This is a genomic window from Streptomyces qaidamensis (assembly GCF_001611795.1).
GTDB lineage: Bacteria > Actinomycetota > Actinomycetes > Streptomycetales > Streptomycetaceae > Streptomyces > Streptomyces qaidamensis.
In genome coordinates, this window is the sequence record NZ_CP015098.1 from 8,065,027 (window position 1) to 8,089,221 (window position 24,195).

Below are 24,195 nucleotides of genomic sequence, written 5' to 3' on the forward strand. Positions count from 1 at the left end.
AGCCTAACTCCACATTCTGGAAGGGACGCTGAGTCTTCGATGATGGAACCGCGCGCTCGTCTCGCACTGCTGTCACCCACGCGCCTGGCCGATGTCCGCCGGCGGATCGGCGACTACCCGGACAGGACCATCACCGAGGCCTGCGCCATCGGCCTGTCGTACTGGGCGACCGGCCGCAGCCCCGAGGGCATCGGCCTCACCCCGGGCACGCTCTTCGCCGACGTCCTCGGCTGGGTCGACAACGGCGGCCGTGCGCCCGCCGGTTGGGAGATCACCCCCGACGGCAGCGGCATCACCGTCCCCGGCGACGTCACACCCGAGGACGCGCAGCTCGCGCTGGACGACCTGGCCGACTTCCCGGACCGGCCGCTCGGCACCATCGGCCCCTCCAGCGTCGCGGCCAGGCTCCGCACCCTGGCCGGGTGGAACGACAACCGGGCCGACCGGCTCCGCCCCACCATCGTGGAGATGTTCCACGAGCAGGTGCGTGCCCGACCGGAAGCCGTGGCCGTCGTCGACGAGCACCGCACGCTGACCTACCGTGAAACGGCCGAGCGGGCCGGCCAGTTGGCCCACCACCTGCTCGCCCGCGGACTCGGCGCCGAGCAGGTCGTGGGCATCTCCCTGGCCCGCTCCGCCGACATGGTCGTCGGGCTGCTCGCCGTGCTCCAGGCCGGGTGCGCCTTCGTACCGCTCGATCCGCAGTGGCCCGCCGCGCGCCGGTCCGTCGTCATCGAGGACGCCCGGGTCGTCCTCCAGCTCAACGCCTCGGGCGAGCACGACCCGGCCGAACCGGACGCCGTGGCCGTCGACCTCGGCGACTGGCGGTACGGCTCGTACCCGGCCGAGGGACCCGCCGTCACCGTCCCCGGCGACGCACTGGCCTACGTGATCTTCACCTCCGGTTCCACCGGCCGCCCCAAGGGCGCCATGATCCGCCACGAGGCGATCAGCGAGCGCCTGCTGTGGCAGGTGAACGAGATCCTCGGCTTCGGACCCGACGACGCCTCACTGTTCAAGGCGCCGCTGTCCTTCGACATCTCCATCAACGAGATCTTCCTGCCGCTGGTCTGCGGCGGCCGGCTCGTCGTCCTGCGGCCCGGCGGCGAACGCGACCCGCACCACCTGCTGAGCGTCATCGCCGAACAGCGCGTCACCTTCACGTACCTGGTGTCGTCCATGCTCGACGTGCTGCTGGAGATGGCCGGCGATTCCGGCCGCCTGGGCAGCCTGCGGCACGTGTGGTGCGGCGGCGAAGTGCTCACCCCCGAGCTGTACGAACGGTTCCGCACCAAGCTCGACAACATCCCCATGTACCACGGCTACGGCCCCGCCGAGACGACCATCGGCGTCTCCCACGTGATCTACCGGGGCACCGCGGAGCGCCTGTCGACGTCCATCGGCAAGGCCAACCCCAACACCCAGCTCTACGTCCTGGACGACGAACTGCGCCCCGTCCCGGTCGGTGTCGGCGGTGAACTGTACGTGGGCGGCTTCCTCCTGGGCCGCGGCTACGTGGGCGCGCCCGGCCTGACCGCCTCCCGCTTCGTCGCCAACCCCTTCGCGAACGACGGCTCCCGCCTCTACCGCACCGGCGACCTCGCCCGCTTCGCCCCCGACGGATCGCTGGACTTCCTCGGCCGCGCCGACAACCAGATCAAGATCCGCGGCATGCGGCTGGAGATCGAGGACGTCGAGGCCGGCCTCGCCGAACACCCCCGCGTACGGCACACCTGCGTCGTCGCGAAGAAGAACGCGGCCGGCGGCACCTACCTCGTCGGCTACGTCATACCCGCCGCCGGCGGCGCGGAGGAGCTGCGGGCGGACGAGGTCAAGGCGTGGGCCACGGCACACATGGTCGAGTACATGGTGCCCGCCCACGTCGTCGTGCTGGAGGAGTTCCCGCTCACCGCCAACGGCAAGCTCGACCGCAACGCCCTGCCCGAGCCCGTGATCGAAACGGGCTCCCTCGTCCGCCCCGCCACCGACGACGAGCGCGCGGTGTGCGCCGCGGTCGCGGAGGTGCTGCGCCTCGAAGAGGTCGGTGTCGACCAGGACTTCTTCCAGCTCGGCGGCGACAGCATCCTGGCGATCTCCCTGCTGAGCGCACTGCGCGAACAGGGCCTGCACGTCACGGCACGGCAGATCTTCACCCACAGCACCGTGGGCGCGCTGGCAGCGGTCGCGAGCCGCGAGGACGTCTCCACCATCGACCACGCCGACGTCGCCACCGGCACCGTCGTGGGCTCGCCCATCGTGCAGTGGCTCGGTGAGACCACGGACGCCGTCGACGGCTTCGTCCAGTCGGTCGTCCTGAACACCCCGGCGGACCTGACCGCCGACGCCCTCGACGCCCTCCTCACCGCCCTCGTCGCCCGGCACGACATGCTCCGCGCCCGGCTGGTGCGCGGCGAGCGCTGGAGCTTCGACATCCCCGAGGCCGGCCGGGCCGTGCCCGCCCCGCAGCAGAGCGACCTGCCGCTGGACGAGTGCGTCGCCCTCGCCACCGCCGGCCTGGACCCCGCGAACGGCGTGATGCTGCGGGCCGTCTGGCGCCCTTCGGCCCGGCAACTCGTCCTCGTCGCCCACCACGTGGTCGTCGACGGCATCTCCTGGCGCGTCCTGATGGAGGACCTGGCCACCGCCTGGCGGCAGTTCAGCTCGGGCGAGCCCATCGAACTCCCCCCGGTGGGCACGTCGTTCCGGCGCTGGACCCAGCTGCTGGAGCGCGCCGCGTTCGACGCCGACAGCTCCTGTTACCGGCGCCCTTTGCCCGGCGAGGACCAGCCGCTGGCCCGCCGAGCCCTGTCCGGGGCCGACACCGTCGCGAACGAACGCCTGCGGACCGTCTCGGTCGGCCCCGAGGTCACGGCCGCGCTCCTGAACGAGATACCCGCGAAGTTCCACGCCGGCGTCAACGACGTACTGCTCACCGCGCTCGCCGTCGCCCTCGCCCGACGGCGCCGCGACCTCGGCCAGGACCAGACCTTCGCCCACATCGAACTCGAAGGCCACGGCCGCGAAGGACAGTTCGTGACGGCCTCCGCCGGCTACGAACCGGAACTGTCGCGCACGGTCGGCTGGTTCACCACCCTCTTCCCGGTGACCGTGGACCCCGGCACGGCGCCCGACCTCACCACGCCCGCATACCTGACCGCCGCGCTCAAGGCTGTCAAGGAGGACCTCGCACAGGTACCGGACAACGGCGTCTCCTACGGCGCCCTGCGCTACCTCGCCCACACCGAGTTCGACGCCCCCGCACCCCAGGTGCTCTTCAACTACCTCGGCCGCTTCGCCGCCGGCGCCCCCGGCGACTGGCAACTCGCCGGCACCACCGGCCAGCTCGGCGAGAAGCGCGACCCCCGGATGCGCCTGCCGCGCCCCCTGGAGTTCAACGCGATCGCCGAACCCGATGCCTCCGGCGCGTACGAGCTGGTCACCACCATCTCCTGGCCCGAGGGCCTGTTCACCGACGCCGACATCACGGCCCTGGGCGACTACTTCCGCACGGCCCTGGCCGGACTCGCCGCGCTCGACCAAGGCGGCCACTCACCCAGCGACTTCCCCCTCGTCCCGCTCACCCAGGCCGACGTCGACACCCTGGACGGCCCGGCGCTGCGGGACGTCCTGCCGCTGACCCCGCTCCAGGAAGGCCTCTACTTCCACTCGGTCTTCGACGACGACTCCGCGGGCGCCTACGTCGAACAGCAACTGCTCACCCTGGACGGCGAGGTGGACGCCGACCGGCTCGCCGCGGCGGCCACCCGGCTGCTCACCCTCTACCCGAACCTGGCCGCGCGCTTCACGGCCCTCGCCGACGGCCGCGTGGTCTCCGTCCTGGAGAACGGCGCAGAGGCCCCCTTCACCACGCTGGACCGCCCCGGCATCACCGACGAGGAGATACGCGACCTCGCCGAACGGGACCGCCGCACCGGCTTCGACCTGGCCACCGGCCCCCTCATGCGGTACACGCTCGTCCGCGCCGGCTCCGGACGGAACGTCCTGGTGCAGACCGTGCACCACATCATCGCCGACGGCTGGTCCGTGCCGCCCATGCTCCGCGCGCTGCTCGCCGAGTACCACGCCCCGGGCACCGTCCACCCGACCGGCGGCTTCGCCGACTACGTCCACTGGCTCGCCGGACGCGACGCCGACGAGAGCGACCGCGTCTGGCGCGAGGAACTCGCCGGACTGCCCGGCCCCTCGCTGGTCGCCGAGGGGCACACTCCCTCCGACCGGTTCGCCGACACCGCCGTGGAGCCCGAGGGCGACATCGACGCCGCCGCCCGCGAGGCCGGTGTGCCGCTGAGCGTCGCCGTGCACAGCGCCTGGGCGGTCACCCTGGGCGGCCTCCTCCAGGGCCGGGACGTGGTGCTCGGCTCCACGGTCTCCGGCCGCGACGCCGACGTGCCCGGCATCGGGGACATGGTGGGCCTGTTCATCAACACCGTCCCGGTACGCGCCCGTTGGGCCTCCGGCACCACGGCGGGCGACCTGCTCTCCTCGGTGCGGGACCACCAGAGCGCCGTCCTGCCGCACCAGCACGTCTCCCTGGCGCGCATCGGCCGCCAGGCCGGCGCCGGCTCCCTCTTCGACACGCTCGTGGTGTTCGACGTGGCCACCGACCTGGCCTCCCTCCGGCGTCCCGGCGACACCCTGACCATCACGGACCTCGTCAACGAGGGCGCCCCTCACTACCCGCTGACCCTGGTGGTCGAGCGCGCGCCCGACGGCCGCCCGCGCTTCAACCTCATCTACGACGGCGAACTGCTGGGCGAGGCGACCGCCCGGACGATCCTGTACACGTTCACCCGGACCCTGACCGGCCTGCTCACCCACCCGGACACCCCGGTCGACGACCTGAGGCCCGAGAACGAGCGGCGTCCCGCACCGATCACCCCGGCCACCCTGGGCGCACTGTTCGACACCGCCGCCCGCCGCGACCCGGCGGCCACCGCCGTCACCCAGTGCGGCCTCGACGGCGTCACCCGTTCCCTGACCTACGGCGAACTGTCCGACCGCAAGGACGACCTGGCCACCGCCCTGCGCGCGGCCGGGATCGGCCCGGGCAAGCGGGTCGCCGTGGCCGTCCCGCGCTCCCTGGAGCAGGTCGTCGCCCTGGTCGCGATCGTCAGCGCGGGCGGCGCGTACGTCCCGCTGGACCTGGCCTACCCGGACGAACGGCTGGAGTACATCCTCGCCGACGCCACCCCGCAGGTCCTCCTCGTGGACCGGGACCAGCGCGACCGCTGCACGGAACTCCTGACCCGGGCGGGGGTTCCCGCCCGCGTGCTCGTGCAGGGCGAAGAACTCCCGGCCGCTGCCACGGAGCCCGCTCCCGAGCCCGACTGGCACACCCCCGCCTATGTGATCTACACGTCCGGATCGACCGGCCGCCCCAAGGGCGTCGTCGTCCCGCACTCCAGCGTGGTGACCCTGCTCGCGAACACCCGGCCGGACATGGACTTCGGCCCGGACGACGTCTGGGTCCAGTTCCACTCCTTCTCCTTCGACTTCGCCGTCTGGGAGCTGTGGGGCGCGCTGGTGCACGGCGGTGAGCTGCTCGTGCCCGAGTACGGACTGACACGCTCCCCGGTGGACTTCCACCGGCTGGTCCGGGAGCGGGGCGTGACCGTGCTCAACCAGACCCCCTCGGCCTTCTACCAGTTCATCGAGGCCGACCGGCTCGCCGGCGAACCGCTGCCCGCGCTGCGCAGGGTCGTCTTCGGTGGCGAGGCGCTGGATCTCGGGCGGCTGCGCGGCTGGGTCGAGCGGCACGGCACTGCCGCCCCCGAGCTGGTCAACATGTACGGCATCACCGAGACGACCGTGCACGTCACCCACCGGGTGCTGACCGACGACGACTTCGGCCCCGGCGACGACGTCAGCCCCATCGGCGGCCCGATCCCCGGACTGGTCACCTACCTCCTCGACGACCGGCTCCGCCCGGTGCCGCCGGGCCGGGAGGGCGCCATCTACGTCGCCGGCGACCAGGTGTCCCTCGGCTACCTGGGCAGGCCCGGACTCACGGCGGGCCGCTTCGTGGCGAACCCGTTCACGGCCGACGGCTCCCGCATGTACCACACGGGCGACCTCGCCGTCCGCACCCTCGACGGCGAACTCCGCTTCACCGGCCGCGCCGACGACCAGGTCCAGCTCAAGGGGTTCCGCATCGAGCTGGGCGAGGTGGAGACCGCGATCAGGGACCTGGACGGCGTGACCGATGTGGCCGTGACGGTGGCGGACACCGGGGACCATCTGGTGGCGCACGTGGTGGGCAGCGTGCCGCCCGACCTCACCGCCGGTCTGTCGTCGAGGCTTCCCGTGCACATGGTCCCGGGCCAGTTCCTGACGATCGATGCCCTGCCCCTGACGATCAACGGCAAGCTGGATCGAAGGGCCCTGACAGAGCGCCCCGGCAGGGGCGCGGGGAACTGCGCGACAAGCCACAACGCACCCGCAGACGAAACCACCGCGGTAGCCGCACTCACCAAGATCTTCACCGAGACGCTGCCCGGCGCTTCCGTAGACGCCGACACCGACTTCTTCCGCGCCGGAGGCGACAGCATCATCGCCATCACGGTCGTGAACAGGGCACGCACGCTCGGTCTGCCCATCGCTCCGAAGGACGTCTTCCTGCTCAAGACCCCCCGCGCACTGGCCGAACACCTGGGCACCAACACTCCCCGGAGCCCTCAGGCCCCCACCCACCGCGAGGACGGCCCCCTCACCCCCACCCCGATCATCCTCCGCCAGCGCGAACTCGGCGGACACCTCACCCGCTTCGCCCAGGCCAGAACACTGCAGGCCCCCGAACGCACGGGATACGCCGACGCCGTACGCGCTGCGAACGCCGTGGTCGCCGCCCACCCGGCCCTGCGGCTGAGGCTCCGCACAGAGCACGGCGTGTGGACCCTCCGCACCGAACCCGCCCGCGAGATCACCGTCGTACGCCCGGACACCACCGACGCGACAGCCGTCGCCGACGAGGCCGCGGGGCAACTCGACCCCGAGTCCGGCGAGATGATCGCCTTCGCGTGGCTGGAGGCGAGCCACACCCTCGTCGTCACCGTCCACCACCTCGCCGTCGACTCGGTCTCCTGGCTGATCCTGCTCGACGACCTGGCAGCGGCCCTGCGCGGCGAGCCCCTCGCCCCGCCGACCACCTCGTACGCCGAGTACGCCGACGCCCTGACGCTCCGGGCGACTCAGGACCCCGACGACCTCGGCCGCTGGGTCACCACCCTCCAGGCTCCCGAACTGCTCCCGTACACGGGGCCGTTGCGCAAGACGACCGTGGTACTCGCCCCGGACGTGAGCGGCAGCGTCACCCGCACCGCGCCCGCCGCACTCGGCGTCGGCCTCACCGAGCTGCTGTGCGGCGCCCTGCGCACCGCGCTGACCCGGATCCAGCCGTCACCCACCGACCTGGCGATCGACCTGGAGCGCCACGGCCGGGCCCCCGTCCTCGAACAGCACGACTACACCCGTACGGTCGGCTGGTTCACTTCCATCGCACCCGTACGGCTCACCCCGCACACCGACCCCGTCGCGGCCGCGCGCGAGGTCGTGGAGCGTCAGCCGGACGAGGACGGGCACATCGCCTACGGCCGGCTCAGGTACCTCAACCCGCAGACCGCTCCGTTGCTGACCGCCCGCCCGCAGGTGCTGTTGAACTACCTCGGCCGGGGCAGTGAGTCACAGGCGCTGCACCTCACCGGCGGAGACCAGGGCAGCCCGTACGCCGTCGAGGTCAACGCGTGGACCGACGAGGCCACGGGCAGCCTGCTCGCCGAGTTCGTCCTCGCCGAGGGCGTCCCCGACGAGATCACCGAGCACTGGCAGCACGCGCTCCGGCACCTCGCGGACGCCGCGACGACGGCCGAGCGCACCGCGCCGGTCACCCCGCTCCAGCGCGGCCTGTTCTTCCAGGCCCAGATGGCGGGTTCGGCCGGACACTACGTCGCACAGAACTGGTTCACCTTCGACCGGCGCCTGGACACGGGCGCGCTGGCCGAGGCGATGGCCCACGTGATCGCACGGCACCCGGTCGTCGGCGCCGGCTTCGGCACCGATGACGACGGAAACCCGGTGCAGCTCCTCAAGGCAGGCCGCAAGGTCGACGTCCGTACCATCGCCCTGGCGACGGACGCGGAGGTCGACGCCCTGCGCGCCCGGGACCGTGACACGGGCTTCGACCCGGGCGAGCCGCCGCTGATCCGGCTGACCGTCGTGCACCTGCCCGGCGACCGTGACGGCCTGCTGCTCAGCTACCACCTGCTCCTGTGGGACGGCTGGTCCCGGGAGATCGTGCTGCGGGACCTCTTCGACGCCTACCGTGCCGTCCTCGCGGGCGAGCCCCTCGATCCGGCACCGGCCACGCCCGGCTTCGAGGAGCACGCCCGGGCGCTCGCCGCCAGGGACCCGGCGGTGTCGGAGCGCTTCTGGGCGGACCACCTGGCCGGTCTCCCCGGCCCCACCCTGCTCGCCGGACCGGCACCGTCCTTCTCGGACGACCTGCCGAAGGCCCTCGTGCACACCCTGTCCGCCGAGCAGTCCGCGCTCGTCCGGGAAGCGGCCCGGGTGCACGGCGTCACCCTGAACTCGGTGCTGACCGGCGCGTTCGGCCTGCTGCTCGGCGCGCACACCGGCCGTGGCGACGCCGTGTTCGGCGTGACCGTCTCCGGCCGCGACGGCGAGGGGCTGTCCGGCATCGTCGGCGTACTGCTCAACACCGTGCCGATGTGGACCCGGGCCCGCCCGGACGACACGGTCCGCGCCTACCTGTCGGCCGTCCAGGCGTCCCGGGTCGAGGCGATGGAGCACGAGCACCTCGGGCTCGGCGAGATCCAGCGGGCCAGCGGGCACGACACCCTGTTCGACAACCTCTTCGTGCTCCAGAACTTCCTGGACATGGACGCGTTCGCCGAGATGAACGCCCGGCACGGCATCACCTCGGTCAAGGCGGACGACTCCACGCACTACCCCTTCACCTGGGTCGTCACCCCTGGCGACCGGCTCACGGTCAAGCTGGAGTACCGCGACGGTGACACGGGCAACGCCCGCCGCCTCCTGGACGACTACCTGAGCGTGCTGGAGGACGTGGCCCGGGCGACCGGGCCGGTCGGCGCGCTGCCGGGCCTGGGGCCGGTGCCCGAGCCGGGCGAACGCACCGACGTCGGCACCGACACCGTCGTCGACCGGTTCGACCGGGCCGCCGACCGCGATCCGCAGCGCGTGGCGCTCGTCGCCCACGGCGCGACGATGACATTCGCCGAACTCCGGGACCGCAGCCGGGCCGTGGCGGGGGTGCTCGCCGCGCGCGGCATCGGCCCCGAGACGACCGTCGGTCTCGCGATCCCGCGCTCCCTCGACTGGATCGTGGCCCTGTTCGCCGTCCTGCGGGTCGGGGCCGCGTACGTGCCGCTGGAGCTGGACCACCCGGACGAGCGGATCGCCGCCATCGTCGAGGACGCCGGACCCGACGTGACCCTCACCGTGAGCGGCGTGTCGCCCCGGCTGACCGGCGAGCTGATCGAACTCGACCGGCCGCTTCCCGAGGCCGAGCCGTATCTGACGTTCGCGCCGGACGACCCCGACCGGCTGCGGCACCCCGCGTACACGATCTACACCTCCGGTTCCACCGGCAAGCCCAAGGGCGTGGTGACCGAGTACGCCGGGCTCACCAACATGCTGATCAACCATCAGCGCCGGATCTTCGAGCCGGTGCTGGCCGAGCACGGCCACCGGATCTTCCGGATCGCGCACACCGTGTCGTTCGCGTTCGACATGTCGTGGGAGGAGCTGCTGTGGCTCGCCGACGGCCACGAAGTGCACATCTGCGACGAGGAGTTGCGCCGGGACGCGCCCCGGCTGGTCGAGTACTGCCTGGAGCACGGGATCGACGTCGTCAACGTGACCCCGACCTACGCCCAGCAGCTGGTGGCCGAGGGCCTGCTCGACAACCCGGACCGGCGGCCGGCGCTGGTGCTGCTCGGCGGTGAGGCCGTCACACCGACGCTGTGGCAGCGGCTCGCCGACACCGAGGGCACGGTCGGCTACAACCTGTACGGGCCCACCGAGTACACCATCAACACCCTCGGCGTCGGCACCTTCGAGTGCGAGGACCCGGTGGTGGGCGTCGCCATCGACAACACGGACGTGTACGTCCTGGACCCGTGGCTGCGGCCCCTGCCGGACGGCGTCCCCGGCGAGCTGTACGTGTCGGGCATCGGCATCGCGCGCGGCTACCTCGGGCAGCCCGCCCAGAGCGCGCACCGCTTCGTGGCCTGCCCGTTAGGCGAGCCAGGCGAGCGCATGTACCGCACCGGGGACCTGGTGGTCCGCCGGCCGGACGGCAATCTGATGTACCTGGGCCGCACCGACCAGCAGGTCAAGATCCGCGGCCACCGGGTCGAACTCGGCGAGGTCGAGGCCGTGTTCGCCGCGCACGCGGCGGTACGGTTCGCCGCCGCGGTAGCCCAGCCCGACCCGCAGGTCGACGGCGCCTACCGGCTGGCCGCCTACCTGGTCCTGGACGGGGCGGATCTGGCGACCGTCGCCGCCGAAGTGGGCGCCGGACTGCCGGACTTCCTGCGGCCCACGCACTACGCCCAGGTCGACAGCATCCCGCTCACGGTGAACGGGAAGGCTGACACCAAGGCGCTGCCCGAGGCCAAGCCGCTGGGCGCGCTGACCACGGTGGGGGAGCGGGGGCCCGAGACCGAGACCGAGACCGTGGTGTGCGAGTACTTCGCCGAGGCACTGGACCTGGACGACGACGAGGTGAGCGCGGTGAGCGACTTCGTGTCCCTGGGAGGACACTCCATGCTGGCGGTACGGCTCGTCGGGCTGCTCCGCCGCGAGTACGGTCCTGTGATCACGATCCGCGATCTGTTCACCCTGCGAACCCCGGAAGCGATTGCCCGCCACCTCGATGACAACTGACACGCAGCGGCCCCGCGAAGGGGCCGCCATCCTCCGCACCGCCCTGCGCCGCAACATCGGCGCCATGGTCTGGGGCACCCTCCTCATGGGCCTCTACCAGGCCGGTGAGACGGCCTTCCCCATCGTGCTCGGCCTGATCGTCGAGCACACGATGCGGGACGGCCGCAGCCTCCAGGCACTCGCCCTCTCGATCGGCGCGCTGGCCGTGATCATCACGACGGTGTCGCTGTCGTGGCGGTTCGGCATGCGGATCCTGCAGAAGGCCAACACGACCGAGGCGCACCGCTGGCGGGTGAAGGTCGCGGCCTGCGGCCTGCAGCCCGTGGCCCGGGACGTCGACCTCAAGTCCGGCGAGGTGCTGACCATCGCCACCGAGGACGCGGACCAGACCGCCGACATCATCGAGGTGGTGCCGCTGCTGATCAGCTCCCTCGTCGCGGTGCTGGTCGCGGCGGTCGCGCTGGGCCTGGCCGACATCCGGCTCGGTCTGCTGGTGATCGTGGGCACCGTCGCCATCCTGTCGATCCTCAGCGTGATGTCGAAGCGGATCGGCAGCAGCACCCAGGAGCAGCAGGCCCGGGTGGCGCGGGCGGGCGCGAAGGTAGCCGACCTGATCACCGGCCTGCGCCCGCTGCACGGCTTCGGCGGCAACCACGCGGCGTTCCGGTCCTACCGGAAGGTCAGCACGGAGGCGAAGCACCAGTCGATCACCGTGGCCAAGGTGAACGGGGCCTACGCGGGTACCGCGCTGGCCCTCAACGCCGTCCTCGCCGGCGCCGTGACCCTGATGGCGGGCTGGCTGGCGTTCGAGGGCCGCATCACCATAGGGGAACTGGTCATGGCCGTGGGCCTGGCGCAGTTCATCATGGAGCCGCTCAAGCTGTTCTCGGAGATGCCCAAGTACGTGATGATCGCGCGCGCCTCGGCCGAGCGGATGGCGCTGGTGCTGTCGGCCCCGCCGGTCATGACCCCGGGCTCCGAACTCCCGTCACCGGGCGGCGACCTGGAGATCGACTGCGTCCGCCACGGCACCCTGACCGACCTGACGTTCCAGGTGAAGGCGGGGGAGTTCGTCGCCATCGCCCCCTACCAGCCCCGCGCGGCGGCCGACCTCGCCGCCCTCCTGGCCATGCGTGTCCCGCCCGCCGCGTACGGGGGGACGGTGCGGATCGGCGGCCGGGAACTGGCGGACCTCTCGGTGGAGGCGGTCCGTGAGCACATGCTGGTCAACCCGTACGACGGGGAGATCTTCGCGGGCACCCTCCGCACGAACATCGACCCCTCGGGCACCAGCCGGACGGTTCCCGACGCCGTCGAGGCCTCCATGCTGACGGACGTCGTGGCCCTGCACCGCGAGGGCCTCGACTACGGCGTCCGCGACCGGGGTGCCAACCTCTCCGGAGGCCAGCGCCAACGCCTGTCCCTGGCCCGTGCCCTGGCCGCCGACACCGACGTCCTCGTCCTGCACGACCCGACGACGGCGGTGGACGCGGTCACCGAACAGCTCATCGCCCGCAACGTGGCGAAACTGCGCCGGGGCCGCACGACGATCGTCATCACCAGCAGCCCGGCGTTCCTGGACGCGGCGGACCGGGTCCTGGTCCTCGACGACGGCACGATCACGGCCGAGGACACCCACCGCAACCTGCTGGCAAGAGACCAGGACTACTGCTCGGCGGTGGCACGCTGACGTTTCAAGGGGGGCCGGGGAACATGTCTTCAGGGGCGCGGGGAACTGCGCGATCAGCCCCCACCGGCCCGCACACGACTACGAACCCAGGACCCAGCCGACATCCCTGAGCAGCGCATGACGCCACCCCGCCCGGTCGTGCCCCGATGCGGACCGGGACACCCGCACGGTCGCCCCGGCCCGCTCCACCAAGCCCTCGGTCACCTCACAGTGGGGGAGCATCCGGTCCTCGTGCTCCCCGACGTCGAACGCGACCCGCAGCCCCGACAGATCAACACCCGCCCGCAGCCGCTCGGCGATCACACCCCCGACCGAACCCCCCAGCGGATCAGCCGCCCGCAGGGCATCCGGCGTCCACCAGAACGACCCCGACTGACACGCCACCCGCGACACCAGCCCGGGAAACTCCAGCGCCGCGTAGAGCGCACTCAGCCCCCCGAGACTCTGGCCGGCGACCACCAGCCGCTCCAGGTCGGCGGTGACGCCCGACTCCGCCACCAGCGGCAGCAGTTCATCCCGCACCGCCTCCCACAACTCCGGCCGGCACGTGAACTCGGCCGCCCGGTCCTTGGCAGGCAGGAAGACCAGCGTGACCGGCGGCACCTCACCGGCGGCCACGGCCGCGTCGAACGCGGTCACGGCCGGATGCAGATACAGCCAGTCGTCCCCGTCGAGCAGCAGCACCACCGGCCCGCCACCCCCCGCCGGATGGACCCGCACCGTACGCCGGCCGCCCAGCCGCTCACTCGCCCAGCGAATCCGCGTACGCGGCACGGGCAGCACCGCATCGGCCCCGATGACGGGCCAGTGCGGCTGCTCCGGGGCGTCCGGCGTCGCGACGATGGACCGGTCGGCGCCCACCCCGGCCGGGTTGAACGGGTCTGCATGCGACGCGTCACCCGTCACGAACCGATACGTCACCCGCAGCCGCGCGGGCATGCGCACCTCGGCGTACCAGCAGTCGGTGTCCTTCCAGCGGCGCAGGGCGACCGGCTCCGACCAGCTCTCGAACTCGACGGTCACCGGCGACGACCCGCGCCACAGGAACAGGGTCACCCAACCGCCGCCCTCGGCGGGCACCGATGAGGGCGCCCCCACCGCGGCCCAGAACACCTCACTGCCGGGCGCGCCCGGCAGCCCGAACCCGGCGAAGGCGCCCTCCCTGTCGGCCGCGGCCACGTGCATGAACGTCTCCTTGTGAGAGGGAAGGGCCAAAGGCTAAGCTCCGTCAATTAGGCGAGCCTAACCTAATCTTGGCCTTCCGAGGAGGCGCAGCGCATGAGCACCAACCCCTTCGACGACAACGACGGCCGTTTCCTGGTCCTGGTGAACGACGAGGGCCAGCACTCCCTCTGGCCGTCCTTCGCCGAAGTGCCCGGGGGATGGACGATCGCCTTCGCCGAGAACACCCGCGAGGCATGCCTGGAGTACGTCGAAACCCACTGGACGGACCTGCGCCCCCGGTCCCTCGCCGCGTCCCAGGACGCCTGACACCGCCGATGCTGTGCGCCAGGCTGACCAACGCCCGTTTCCTCACCATGGATCCGGACCATCCGGTCGCTCATGACCTGGGCATCTGGCAGGGCCGGATCGTGGGCCTCGACGAGGCCGTGACCTCCCTGCCCGCCCGGGAGGTCGTCGACCTGCACGGTGCCACGGTGCTGCCGGGGTTCATCGACGCCCATGTCCACCTCGCCTGGACCGGGTTCAAGCAGAACACCCCGAGCATCGCGGGCCTCACCCGCGTCGACGACGTCCTCGCGGTCGTGTCCGAGGCCGTCGCCCGCACCCGCGCCCCCGGCGACTGGGTGAGCATCGCCGGCTACGACCAGCGCGCCCTGGGCCGCCATCTGACCGCCGCCGACCTCGACAAGGTCAGCGACGGACGCAAGCTCTACCTGCTGCACGACTCCGGGCACGGCTGCGTGGTCAACACCGCCGTCCTGGACCTGCTCCCCACAGGCATCCCGCACGAGAGCGGCTTCCTCGCCGAGCAGGCCATGGGCGCCGCCCGCGCCCTTCGTCTGCCGCACTCCCAGGCGGACCTGGCCGAGGCGATCGGCCGCGCGGCGCGCACCTGCCTCACCGAGGGCGTCACCGCCTGCGCCGAAGCGGGCATCGGCGGAACCCTGTTCGGCCACAGCCCCGTCGAACTCGGCGCCTACCAACGTGCCCGGGACGAGGGCCTGCTGCCGCTGCGCGTCCAGCTCATGGTGTCGGCGGACCGGCTGAGCCCCGTCACCGCGCATGAGACCGACGGCATCCCGAGGGCCCTCGGCCTCGGCCTGCGCACCGGGTTCGGCGACGACCGGCTCTCCGTCGGCGCGCTGAAGGTCTACACCGACGGCGGCATGATGGCCCGGACGGCCGCGCTGACCAGCCCGTACGAAGGGCTCGACCACGCCGGGCAGTTGCAGGACGACCCGGATGTGCTCACCGGCCTCATCGTGGACGGCCATCTCGCCGGCTGGCAGCTCGCCGTGCACGCGATCGGCGACCGCGCGGCGGACATCGCCCTCGACGCGATCGAGCGCGCCCAGCGGATCCGGCCCCGCCCCGAGGCGCGCCACCGCATCGAACACGCCGGGCTCATCCGGCCCGACCAGCTCCCGCGCATGGCGCGACTCGGCCTGAGCGCGGTCGTCCAGCCCAACTTCCTGCGCTACTTCGGCGACGACTACGCCTCCGTCATGGGCGAGGAACGAGCCCCCTGGATGTACCGGGGCCGAGCCTTCCTGGAGCACGGCATTCCCCTGGTGGGCAGTTCCGACCGGCCGGTCGCCGACGGATCGCCCCTGCGCGCCGTCCAGTTCATGGTCGAGCGCGCCTCGACCTCCGGGCAGCTCATCGGCCCGGACGAAGCCATCACCGTCGATGAGGCCCTGTACGCCCACACCGTCGCCGGCGCCCGCGCCTGCCACTGGGACGACCGCCTGGGCAGCCTCACCCCCGGCAAACACGCCGACCTGGTCGTCCTCGGCGACGACCCCCGGAGCGTCGACACCTCGCGCATCGGCGACATCGAGGTGGTGGAGACGTACGTGGACGGCCGCCCGAGCCGCCCGCGCGACTGATCCCCGGTCCAGGACCGAGGAAGGAACCCCTTGACCACGGCCATGCCGCGCCCTGCCGCGCTGCCACGCGCCCTTGACACACCGCCACCCGCCCCGCGCACCGCCCGCCCGGACGAGGCCACCGCCCTGGCCGCCCTGTCCCGGCCCTTCGTGCGCTCGGGCGCGCTGCGCGAACGTCCCGTCTCCCTCTACGCCGCCCACGCGGCCGACTTCCTGGTCCTGGAGGCCCCTGACGGCACACTCGACGGCTGTGTGGGCCTGCGCGCCTACCCCGCGGACGCGCGGGAGGACGGCGAACTCGCGGGCGTCGTCTACAACTTCTGCGTGGCAGCACACCGGCAGGGGAGCGGAGCGGGAGCCGGGCTCTTACGCGCGGTGCTCGTCACGGCGCGCGCCCGGTCGCTCGGCGCCCTGTTCACGGCGACCACGGGGAGCGCCGGACTGTTCCTCCGCCATGGCTTCACGCCCACCGCCGCGCACCGTGCGCCGCGGACCTGGGCGCAGTCCCTGGACCCGCGGCGCGACGCGCGCGTCCTGATCAGGACCTGGTGACGGCGTCGGGCACCACGGTGGTGCCCGGGCTGGTCTCGGCGAGGACGCTGCGCAGCACCGCGTGCGGCACGCGCCCGTCCACCACGTGCGCCTTGCGCACCCCGCCGCGGACGGCCCGCAGACACCCCTCCATCTTGGGCAGCATCCCGCTCGCCAGCCCGGGCAGCAGTCCGTCCAGCGCACGGGCCGTCAGACGCCCGATGACCTCGGTGCTGCGCGGCCAGTCCGCGTACAGGCCCTCGACATCGGTGAGCATCACCAGCCGCTCCGCGTCGAGAGCGACGGCGAGGGCCGCAGCCGCGAGATCGGCGTTCACGTTGTAGACCTGCCCGTCCGCGCCACGGGCCACGGGTGAGACGACGGGGATGTGGTCCTGCTCCAGCAGTGCGCGCACCATGGCCGGGTTGACGTCGACGACGTCGCCGACGAGGCCGATGTCCACCGCCCGCCCGTCGACCCGGGCCGGCCGCCGCACGGCCGTCATCGTGTGCGCGTCCTCCCCGGTCAGACCCACCGCGAAGGGACCGTGGGCGTTGATGTGGCCGACCAGCTCCCGCTGGACGCGACCCGTCAGCACCATGCGCACCACGTCCATGGTCTCGGGCGTGGTCACCCGCAGCCCCGCCTCGAACCGGGTCTCCAGCCCGAGCCGGTCGAGCATCGCGCTGATCTGCGGCCCACCACCGTGCACGACGACCGGCCGCAGGCCCGCGCGCCACAACTCCACGACGTCCTGGGCGAAAGTCAGTTGAAGCCCTGGGTCCACCATGGCGTTGCCGCCGAACTTGACGACGACCACCTTGCCCCGCAACCCCTCGGGCCAGGGCAGCGCCCAGCTGAACGGATCCCCTTGTCGGGCTGCTGTCACGCTCACGCGGTCACTCCGTTTCGGTCCGGACGGCCCGAGGGTCAATTAACTTAGCCTAACCTAACTTGAGAATGTACATCCGGTCTAGATCAAGCAAAGTTCATGGGCATGACAGTGTTCGGAATGCCACGATCCTCTTCACATCCGCGACCTATCGATGGAGTTGTGATGAGGAGTGCCCGCTTCAGGGCCAAGTCGGCCGCCGTCGCCATGTCCTTCGCGGCCGTGGCGGCCGTGACAGCGACCGCCCACCCGGCGAACGCGGCGGAGTACACCGTCACGGACAACTGTGACGTTCCGTGGATCACCTGCTCCTACGGTGACCTGTGGCTGTTCTACAACTCCAAGGACATCGCCATCCAGGACGGCTACATCAAGTCGGCGTACACGACGTTCTACAGCAACGTGTCCGACCACTGGGGCACGAGCCAGTACCAGGGATCGTCACTGACGACCTACCGGTACGTCTTCGGCAACGGCGGCAACGGCAACGGCCAGTACATGAAGAACAACGCGGCGTCCGTGCAGAACTGCGCCCGGGACGACAACTACCGCGTGTACTTCAGCTCCGGCTACGGCGGCACCTCTCAGTACTTCGCGAAAAACGGTCCGTACGGGGACTGCAACATCACGAACCTGATCACCGCCCTGAAGAACAACAACGCTTCCTCCCACTTCGCATAAGAAGGAACCCGCGTGAAGCGCATCAAGCGGACGGCCACCGCGGTCGCCCTGACCGCCTCGGCCCTCCTGGTCAGTGCCTGCTCCTCCGGCGCCGCCCCGGACACCACCCAGAACGCGGCCGACGGCAAACCGATCGTGAACAAGGAGAACTGGCCCGAGAAGGTCCCCACCTCCGGCCTGACCAAGAACCTGACCCTGCCGCTGGAGGCGTACATGGCCTCCTACGAGGACCAGGTCACCGTCGAGCAGGCCGCCGGTGATCTCCAGCAGTCCTGTATGAAGGACTACGGCATCGACCTGACACTGCCGAAGGCGGGCGCCAACCCGCCGCCCAGCGACAACGATGCCAACATCGAACGCCGTTACGGCATTTCCGACCGGGCCGAGGCCGAGAAGTACGGCTACGAGCTGCCCCCGGCGCTGCGGGAGCACACCGAGCAGACCATGCGTGATCTGTCCGGTGCCGAGGTCGAGGTCCTGACCGGTCACACCAAGCCCGAGGCTCCCGCGGTGGCCAAGGCGGGTCAGCCGGTCGCCGCCCCCGCCCGGGGCGTGAAGCCCGCCCGGGCGGAGTACAACGGGAAGGCGCTGAAGCCGGGCGGCTGCATCGGCTGGTCCAAGGACCGGCTCGGTGTGAAGGACGCCGACCCGGTCGTCGTCGCGCAGCTCGCCGGGGACAGCCTGACGGAGTCGATGAAGGACGAGAAGGTCGTCAAGGCCATCGCCGCGTGGTCCTCCTGCATGGCCGGCAAGGGGCACGCGGGACTCGCCGATCCCTACAAGGCGATGGACCAGGGCGTCACGGCGGACGGCGAGCCGACGAAGGAGTCCATCGCCCTCGCGGTCGACGACATCGACTGCAAGGAGCAGACCGACCTGGTGAAGATCTGGTTCGCAGTGGAGTCGGCGATCCAGAACCGGCAGATCGCCGACGACCGGAGCCAGTTGACCGCCATCAAGCAGCAGCACGGCACGGAGGTCGCCGCGGCGCGCAAGCAGATGACGGCCTCCGCACGGTGAGGACCAGCTCGGCAGCGCCCGCATCGCGCCTGGTGCGGGCCCTGTGCCTGATCGCGGCAGGCCTGCTGGCCGCGGGGTGTACGGACGGGGCCGCCGACCCGGCCCCCACCCCGTCGCAGCGGCCGGCGACTCCGAGCGCGGAGCAGAGCAGTCCGCAGGCGCGCCCGTCGCCGGTGGCTTCGGTCCACTCCGAAGGCCGTACGCGGGTCCTGGAGTACGGAGACCTGCGCGTGCGCGCCACGCCGGGAAGCAATGGTGTGCGTACCGAGATCGAGGTGGCCAACACCTACGAGCGGGATACGACGTACTCGGTCCAGATCAGCATCGCCGACGGCAAGGGCTGGACCGCCTACAACCGCTTCTGGCTTCAGGACGTCCCCCCGGGAAAAACCGGCCGGGGCGAAGCGGTGATCGGCTCCAGGGACATGGGACCGATTCCGCAGGAACCGAAGATTTTCGTCGACGAGTTCACCCCCATCACCGACCGGTAACAGAACGAAGGGCTGCTTGTCGCCATGGCTGACGAAATGGTGCTGCAGGCTCAGAAATGGGTCAACGCCACCTACAAGAACGTTTCCGGCTACAACCTTGTCACGGAAGACGGCAAGACTGGCTGGAACACCATGTACTCCCTGACGCGCGCGCTGCAACACGAACTCGGCATCACCGCACTGTCCAACGCGTTCGGGCCGACGACGCTTTCGACGCTGCAGGCCAAGGGCTCCATCAAGGTCGGCGAGTCCAACGAGAACATCGTCAAGATCATCCAGTGTGCGATGTACTGCAAGGGCTACAGTGCCGGCGCCATCGACGGGCAGATGTCCCAGGCGACCCAGACCGGCATCAACACGATGATGCAGCACATGGGTCTTTCGGCGGTCTACCTCGACGGCACCGTACGCCCCAAGGTGTTCAAGGCCCTGCTGACCATGGACGCCTACATATTCCTGTCCGGCGGACTGGAACAGATCCGCTTCATGCAGCAGTGGCTCAACGGCCGCTACTTCGAGAAGTCCACCTTCTTCATCGGCCCGTGCGACGGATTCTTCTCCCGGGACGCCCAGCAGGCGCTGATGAAGGGGATCCAGTACGAGTCGGGCATTCCCGAGGACCAGGCCACCGGTGTGTTCGGTCCCGGCACCGTCGCCGGTCTGAAGGCCCACACCCTCGCGCAGGGCGACAGCGGCACGTGGGTGCAGCTCTTCACCGGCGCGTGCGTGGCGAACGGCCCCTCAAACACCAGTGGTGACATCGCCACTTTCGGCAACACCTTCGACGCGGACCTCACGGACTGGGTCAGGAAGTTCCAGAGTTTCTCCGCGATCAGCGAGAGCGGCAAGGCCGACTTCGACACCTGGGCACAGCTGCTGGTCTCCTACGGCAACCCCGATCGCCCGGTCAACGCCTGCGACACCCGCTTCACCATCACCGCCGAGCGGGCAGCGGCCCTCTACGACGCCGGGTACCGTGCCGTGGGCCGCTACCTGGACGAGCCGGCCTCGAGCACCCTCAACAAGGAGATCCAGCCGGGCGAGCTGGACGCCATCTTCTCCGCCGGGCTGAGCGTCATACCCATCTGGCAGTACGACGCGAGCAGTCTCGCCGACTTCAAGTACGGCAACGGCTACCTGCACGGCAGCCTGGCGCACGGCCGGGCCGAGGGGTACGGCTTCAACAGGAGCACGGTCATCTACTTCGCGGTCGACTACGACGCCACCGCGGCGGACATGGACCGGATCATCGACTACTTCTCGGGCGTGAACGACGCCCTCAAGAGCAATGGCAGCAAGTACATAGCCGGTGTCTACGGCTCACGAAACGTGTGCGCCAGCGTTTCCGGGGGCGCCTATGTGCCGTACGCGTACGTCTCCGGTATGTCCTACGGTTTCTCCGGCAACCTAGGCTTCCCGCTGCCGCAGAACTGGACGTTCAACCAGATCAAGGAGTTCGACTTCGCCAGCGGGTCGGACACCTTCGGACTGGACCGGGTGGCGCACCGCCCCGGATCCGACTTCGGGCAGAAGTCGGTCAACGACCCGGGCACCTCGGCGGTCGAAGAGTTCATCGCCTACGTCCAGGAGGTCTACGACGCCGCGGTCTCCTACGGCAAGGGCGATCCGGACGAACTCTCGTTGCAGTTCATGCGCTGGGACAAGTACACCGACTCCCGGTGGAGAGCGCTGTTCGGTGAGGTCGACGACGCGTTCATCACCTACGCCTCCGGCCGGGGGATCGGCCGGTCGAGAAACTTCGCGTACGCGGACCCGTCCATGGGTGTCGTCATCAATCCGGACCACCTGGTGGCGAGCGCCAGTGGTTACTTCCTCAAGGGAAATGCCGGAGTGGGCAAGGCGAACCGCGCCGAACTGGCGAGCTGGGGCGGAGACCTGCTCACCTTCTACGGCGAGTGGAGTCGCTCGGACAACGCCTCACCGCTGGACTTCTGCCGCAAGACGCTGTGCCGTCCCGATGTGGCATCGACGTTCGCGCTGGGCGACCTCATCGAGGACATCGACGGCTTCCTGGTCGCTCAGCGCCTGAAGGACAACAGCGGCACGAACATCGTCGACGAACTGAAGAGAATCCTCATCGGCACTGGACATCTGACACGGTTCAGCGACTTCAAGCTGTACCGGTTCGGTGGTGCCACGAGCAACATCGGCACAACGGCGAAGGCGTTCCTGGAGGACCAGATCGACGACACCCTGCTGTCTTCCACCCGTGCGCTCCTCATCCAGCGGAACTGCCCCCTGGGCAAGGAGCCGTGGAACGAGTCCGACTCCGTCATGAGCGAGTTCTACGCGGGTTTCACCGAGACGCTGCAGAATCTCATCGATCAGCAAGTGGCCCGCCGAGCGCAGTTCCTCGCCGCGCAGAAGGCGGAAAAGGGGTAACACACATGGTCCTGATGGGCGCGTTGCTCGTCGTCAGCGCGGTCACCGCGGTGGTGGGCGTCGTGGTGATCCTCATCCTGCTGAGCCATCCGCCGCTGCCCCTGCCGAAGGTCTACGCGCTCATCGCCCTGATCCTGTTCTCCCTGGCGGTGGCGCTGTACTGCTACGGCTGGTTCTCGGTCAGCCTGGGAGGCCCCTTTCCCGAACTGTGCAAGAGCCAGAACGACGCCGGAGCCGAACTGGCGGCCATCAAGCAGCAGTACTGGCCCCTTCGCAGTGCCTGCCTGTACTCCGACGGGTCCACCGTGGAGTACGTCTCGATGTCGATCAACGTGATCGTGTGCCTGCTGGCGGGTTCCGGCCTCGTCTCGGCCGGCACCTCCGTATTCCTGCGCAAGCGTGTCGGACAATCTCCTGGAGCTACGTCATGAACGCCAAGTTCTCGCGCCGCAGCGTGCTGAAACAATTCACCGGGGTCGTGGCCGGAGCGGCACTGCTCACCACCGGGGAAGGCCTTCTCGCCCCCCTCACCGCCCAAGCCGCCGATGACTCGTGGCACAAATCCAGATCGGCGAACGGCTGGAATGTCCTCCCCGGGCGCTCCCCGGGCACGGCCCCCTACGACATACCGGGAACCACTCTCCGTGTCACCCTGCGAGAAGGGGATGTGGGGACCGTCCTGTCCTATGTGGCACAACGCTTCCACTACGACGTCGCCGAGCTGGAAGCGGGCCGCGGGCAGATCATCGGGTACAGCGACGCCCTGCACGTGAAGGCGGACTTCGAATCCAACCATCTCTCAGGCACCGCGTTGGCGCTGTACCCGGAGAGTTATCCGCTCGGCGTCAAGGGGAACCTCTTCCCCTACCAGGTCACGGCGATCCGGGACATCCTCGCCGAGTTGCAGGGCGTCATCAAGTGGGGTGGCGACATGGAGCCGGCCAAGGAGTCGACCTTCTTCGTCGACGTCCCCCCGGGCTCGGCGGAACTGGCCCAGGTCGCGCAGACCCTCAGGCAGTGGAGAATCACTCCCGGCAAGGGTGCCGGGACCCAGAACGTCCAAGACCCCAAGCGCATCACGGCCGCGAAGAAACTGGCGAGCAAGCAGGCGGCCTGATCTCAGGCGCAGGCACGAGCACGGGTGGCCGGGGCGATTCCTTCCCCGGCCACCTTCACCTTTCCCGGCCCCCACATCCGGTGACGTACACCGGACTCGGAGGGCCGGAACCTCCCACGACGGCCAGGTGCAGGGCCTTCGGCGCCGCCCTAGGCGGGCTCTTTCCCCAGCGCTTCGATCGTCTCTTCCATCTCCCGGACCTTACGGCGCAGTCGCACCAGTTCCTCGCGCTCAGCCGCGGTCAGCGCACCCGCCGGCCCCGGGCCTCGCTCCGCCGCCAGCTCCTCCGCGATCGCCGCCGCGAACGCGTCCACGTCGCCCTCGGTGGTGTCGAAGGAGGTCATCCAGCGGACCTCGCCGGCCTGCTCGTCCCAGGTGTAGAAGCGGAAGCGCTTCTGGAGGCGCTCGGTGACGGCCGGCGGCAGGACGGCGAAGATCTGGTTGGCCTGCACCGGGCGGGCGATCTCCAGGCCCGGCAGGTCGCGCACCGCCTCGTACAGCCGCCGGGTCATCGCGTTGGAGCGGGCCGCCGAGCGCAGCCACAGGTCGCCGCCGAGCAGCGCCTCGAACTGCACCGACAGGAAACGCATCTTGGAGCCCAGCTGCATGCTCGTCTTGCGCAGGTGGGCCATGCCGCGCACCGCCTCCGCCTCGAGCACGATCACCGCCTCGCCGAAGAGCAGCCCGTTCTTGGTGCCGCCGAGCGAGAGGACGTCCACGCCCGCGTCGGTGGTCATCTCGCGCAGGGACACGCCCAGGGTGGCGGCGGCGTTGGCGAGCCGGGCGCCGTCCAGGTAGACGAGCATGCCGAGTCCGTGCGCGTGGTCGCAGATCGCCCGGATCTCGTCCGGCGTGTAGCAGGTGCCGAGCTCGGTGGACTGGGCGATCGAGACCACCTTGGGCCGGGCCCGGTGCTCGTCCTCGAAGCCCCATGCCTGACGGTCGATCAGCTCAGGGGTGAGCTTGCCGTCCCATGCGGGCACCGTCAGGAGCTTGATCCCGGCGACCTTCTCGGGGGCCCCGCCCTCGTCGACGTTGATGTGGGCCGACTCGGCGGCGACCACGGCGTCCCAGCGGTCGAGCATGGTCTGGAGCGCGACCACGTTCGCGCCGGTGCCGTTGAAGACAGGGTACGTCTGCGCGGTCGGGCCGAAGTGGCCACGTACCACTTCCTGGAGGCGCTCGGTGTAGACGTCGGCGCCGTAGCTGACCTGGTGGCCGCCGTTGGCCAGGGCGATCGCCGCAAGGATCTCCGGGTGCGCGCCCGCGTAGTTGTCGCTGGCGAAGCCGCGCTCGTCCGGGTCGTGTCGTCGCTGTACGGTCATGGTGCTCGCTTACTTGTCTCGGTC

At 70.6% G+C, this 24,195-nt stretch carries 14 protein-coding genes; 11 read left to right on the forward strand and 3 right to left on the reverse strand.

Going from position 1 to position 24,195, the window contains the following annotated elements:
• The first annotated feature begins 39 nt into the window (after window positions 1–39).
• Together A4E84_RS35375 and A4E84_RS35380 are read left to right on the forward strand one after the other, a co-directional pair.
• Window positions 40–10,947 carry a non-ribosomal peptide synthetase gene (locus A4E84_RS35375; protein ID WP_062930457.1) on the forward strand — a complete coding sequence of 3,636 codons (10,908 nt, stop codon included), beginning with the start codon at window positions 40–42 and terminating at the stop codon, window positions 10,945–10,947.
• Window positions 10,937–12,637: an ABC transporter ATP-binding protein gene (locus A4E84_RS35380; RefSeq protein ID WP_062930458.1), complete on the forward strand. Its 1,701-nt coding sequence runs from the start codon at window positions 10,937–10,939 to the stop codon at window positions 12,635–12,637. Before A4E84_RS35375 ends, A4E84_RS35380 begins: the two co-directional genes overlap by 11 nt.
• A 78-nt stretch (window positions 12,638–12,715) precedes the next feature.
• Here A4E84_RS35380 and A4E84_RS35385 read toward each other — a convergent pair whose 3' ends face one another.
• Window positions 12,716–13,822, reverse strand: coding sequence for an alpha/beta hydrolase-fold protein (locus A4E84_RS35385; protein ID WP_062930459.1), 1,107 nt, complete (start codon window positions 13,820–13,822; stop codon window positions 12,716–12,718).
• A 93-nt stretch (window positions 13,823–13,915) separates the two neighbouring features.
• Between A4E84_RS35385 and A4E84_RS35390 the strand changes: the two genes are divergently transcribed.
• From A4E84_RS35390 to A4E84_RS35400, 3 genes are read left to right on the forward strand one after another with little or no spacing between them, the layout of a single operon-like run.
• On the forward strand, window positions 13,916–14,128 hold the full coding sequence (locus A4E84_RS35390; protein WP_062930460.1) for an MbtH family protein: 213 nt from the start codon (window positions 13,916–13,918) through the stop codon (window positions 14,126–14,128).
• A gap of 8 nt (window positions 14,129–14,136) precedes the next feature.
• On the forward strand, window positions 14,137–15,711 hold the full coding sequence (locus tag A4E84_RS35395) for an amidohydrolase (RefSeq protein WP_062930461.1): 1,575 nt from the start codon (window positions 14,137–14,139) through the stop codon (window positions 15,709–15,711).
• Window positions 15,712–15,741: 30 nt separating this feature from the next.
• The gene (locus A4E84_RS35400) at window positions 15,742–16,263 is read left to right on the forward strand and encodes a GNAT family N-acetyltransferase (RefSeq protein WP_418082239.1); all 522 of its coding nucleotides are present in this window, start codon (window positions 15,742–15,744) and stop codon (window positions 16,261–16,263) included.
• Here the strand turns inward: A4E84_RS35400 and argB are convergent.
• A complete protein-coding gene (gene argB / locus A4E84_RS35405; protein ID WP_062931741.1) occupies window positions 16,250–17,092 on the reverse strand; it encodes an acetylglutamate kinase in 843 nt (280 codons plus the stop codon). The two genes, A4E84_RS35400 and argB, sit on opposite strands and share 14 nt — an antisense overlap.
• A gap of 207 nt (window positions 17,093–17,299) precedes the next feature.
• On the opposite strand from argB, the gene A4E84_RS35410 reads away from it, so the two are divergent.
• Genes A4E84_RS35410 through A4E84_RS35435 form a run of 6 tightly spaced genes read left to right on the forward strand, consistent with a single transcriptional unit; the run spans window position 17,300 to window position 22,846 of the window.
• The gene (locus A4E84_RS35410; RefSeq protein WP_062930463.1) at window positions 17,300–17,815 is read left to right on the forward strand and encodes a hypothetical protein; all 516 of its coding nucleotides are present in this window, start codon (window positions 17,300–17,302) and stop codon (window positions 17,813–17,815) included.
• Between the two features lie 12 nt (window positions 17,816–17,827).
• Window positions 17,828–18,835 (forward strand): hypothetical protein, encoded by a 1,008-nt coding sequence (locus A4E84_RS35415; RefSeq protein ID WP_062930464.1) that lies wholly within the window; start codon window positions 17,828–17,830, stop codon window positions 18,833–18,835.
• On the forward strand, window positions 18,832–19,326 hold the full coding sequence (locus A4E84_RS35420) for a hypothetical protein (RefSeq protein ID WP_159029650.1): 495 nt from the start codon (window positions 18,832–18,834) through the stop codon (window positions 19,324–19,326). The genes A4E84_RS35415 and A4E84_RS35420 overlap by 4 nt, the downstream gene beginning before the upstream one ends.
• 24 nt (window positions 19,327–19,350) lie before the next feature.
• The gene (locus A4E84_RS35425) at window positions 19,351–21,729 is read left to right on the forward strand and encodes a glycoside hydrolase domain-containing protein (RefSeq protein ID WP_062930466.1); all 2,379 of its coding nucleotides are present in this window, start codon (window positions 19,351–19,353) and stop codon (window positions 21,727–21,729) included.
• A gap of 5 nt (window positions 21,730–21,734) precedes the next feature.
• Window positions 21,735–22,160, forward strand: a complete 426-nt coding sequence (locus tag A4E84_RS35430) for a hypothetical protein (RefSeq protein WP_062930467.1) — start codon at window positions 21,735–21,737, stop codon at window positions 22,158–22,160.
• Complete coding sequence (locus tag A4E84_RS35435; protein ID WP_062930468.1) at window positions 22,157–22,846, forward strand: hypothetical protein; 690 nt, start codon at window positions 22,157–22,159, stop codon at window positions 22,844–22,846. The genes A4E84_RS35430 and A4E84_RS35435 overlap by 4 nt, the downstream gene beginning before the upstream one ends.
• A 149-nt stretch (window positions 22,847–22,995) precedes the next feature.
• Here the strand turns inward: A4E84_RS35435 and A4E84_RS35440 are convergent, their stop codons facing one another.
• Window positions 22,996–24,171: a threonine aldolase family protein gene (locus tag A4E84_RS35440; RefSeq protein ID WP_062930469.1), complete on the reverse strand. Its 1,176-nt coding sequence runs from the start codon at window positions 24,169–24,171 to the stop codon at window positions 22,996–22,998.
• Window positions 24,172–24,195 lie beyond the last annotated feature (24 nt).

What these genes read in the sequence shown, in the direction of transcription:
- A4E84_RS35375 (WP_062930457.1), top strand. Translation starts at nt 40, where the DNA reads ATGATGGAACCGCGCGCTCGTCTCGCACTGCTGTCACCCACGCGCCTG.
- A4E84_RS35380 (WP_062930458.1), top strand. Translation starts at nt 10,937, where the DNA reads ATGACAACTGACACGCAGCGGCCCCGCGAAGGGGCCGCCATCCTCCGC.
- A4E84_RS35385 (WP_062930459.1), bottom strand. Translation starts at nt 13,822, where the DNA reads ATGCACGTGGCCGCGGCCGACAGGGAGGGCGCCTTCGCCGGGTTCGGG.
- A4E84_RS35390 (WP_062930460.1), top strand. Translation starts at nt 13,916, where the DNA reads ATGAGCACCAACCCCTTCGACGACAACGACGGCCGTTTCCTGGTCCTG.
- A4E84_RS35395 (WP_062930461.1), top strand. Translation starts at nt 14,137, where the DNA reads ATGCTGTGCGCCAGGCTGACCAACGCCCGTTTCCTCACCATGGATCCG.
- A4E84_RS35410 (WP_062930463.1), top strand. Translation starts at nt 17,300, where the DNA reads ATGAGGAGTGCCCGCTTCAGGGCCAAGTCGGCCGCCGTCGCCATGTCC.
- A4E84_RS35425 (WP_062930466.1), top strand. Translation starts at nt 19,351, where the DNA reads ATGGCTGACGAAATGGTGCTGCAGGCTCAGAAATGGGTCAACGCCACC.
- A4E84_RS35430 (WP_062930467.1), top strand. Translation starts at nt 21,735, where the DNA reads ATGGTCCTGATGGGCGCGTTGCTCGTCGTCAGCGCGGTCACCGCGGTG.
- A4E84_RS35435 (WP_062930468.1), top strand. Translation starts at nt 22,157, where the DNA reads ATGAACGCCAAGTTCTCGCGCCGCAGCGTGCTGAAACAATTCACCGGG.
- A4E84_RS35440 (WP_062930469.1), bottom strand. Translation starts at nt 24,171, where the DNA reads ATGACCGTACAGCGACGACACGACCCGGACGAGCGCGGCTTCGCCAGC.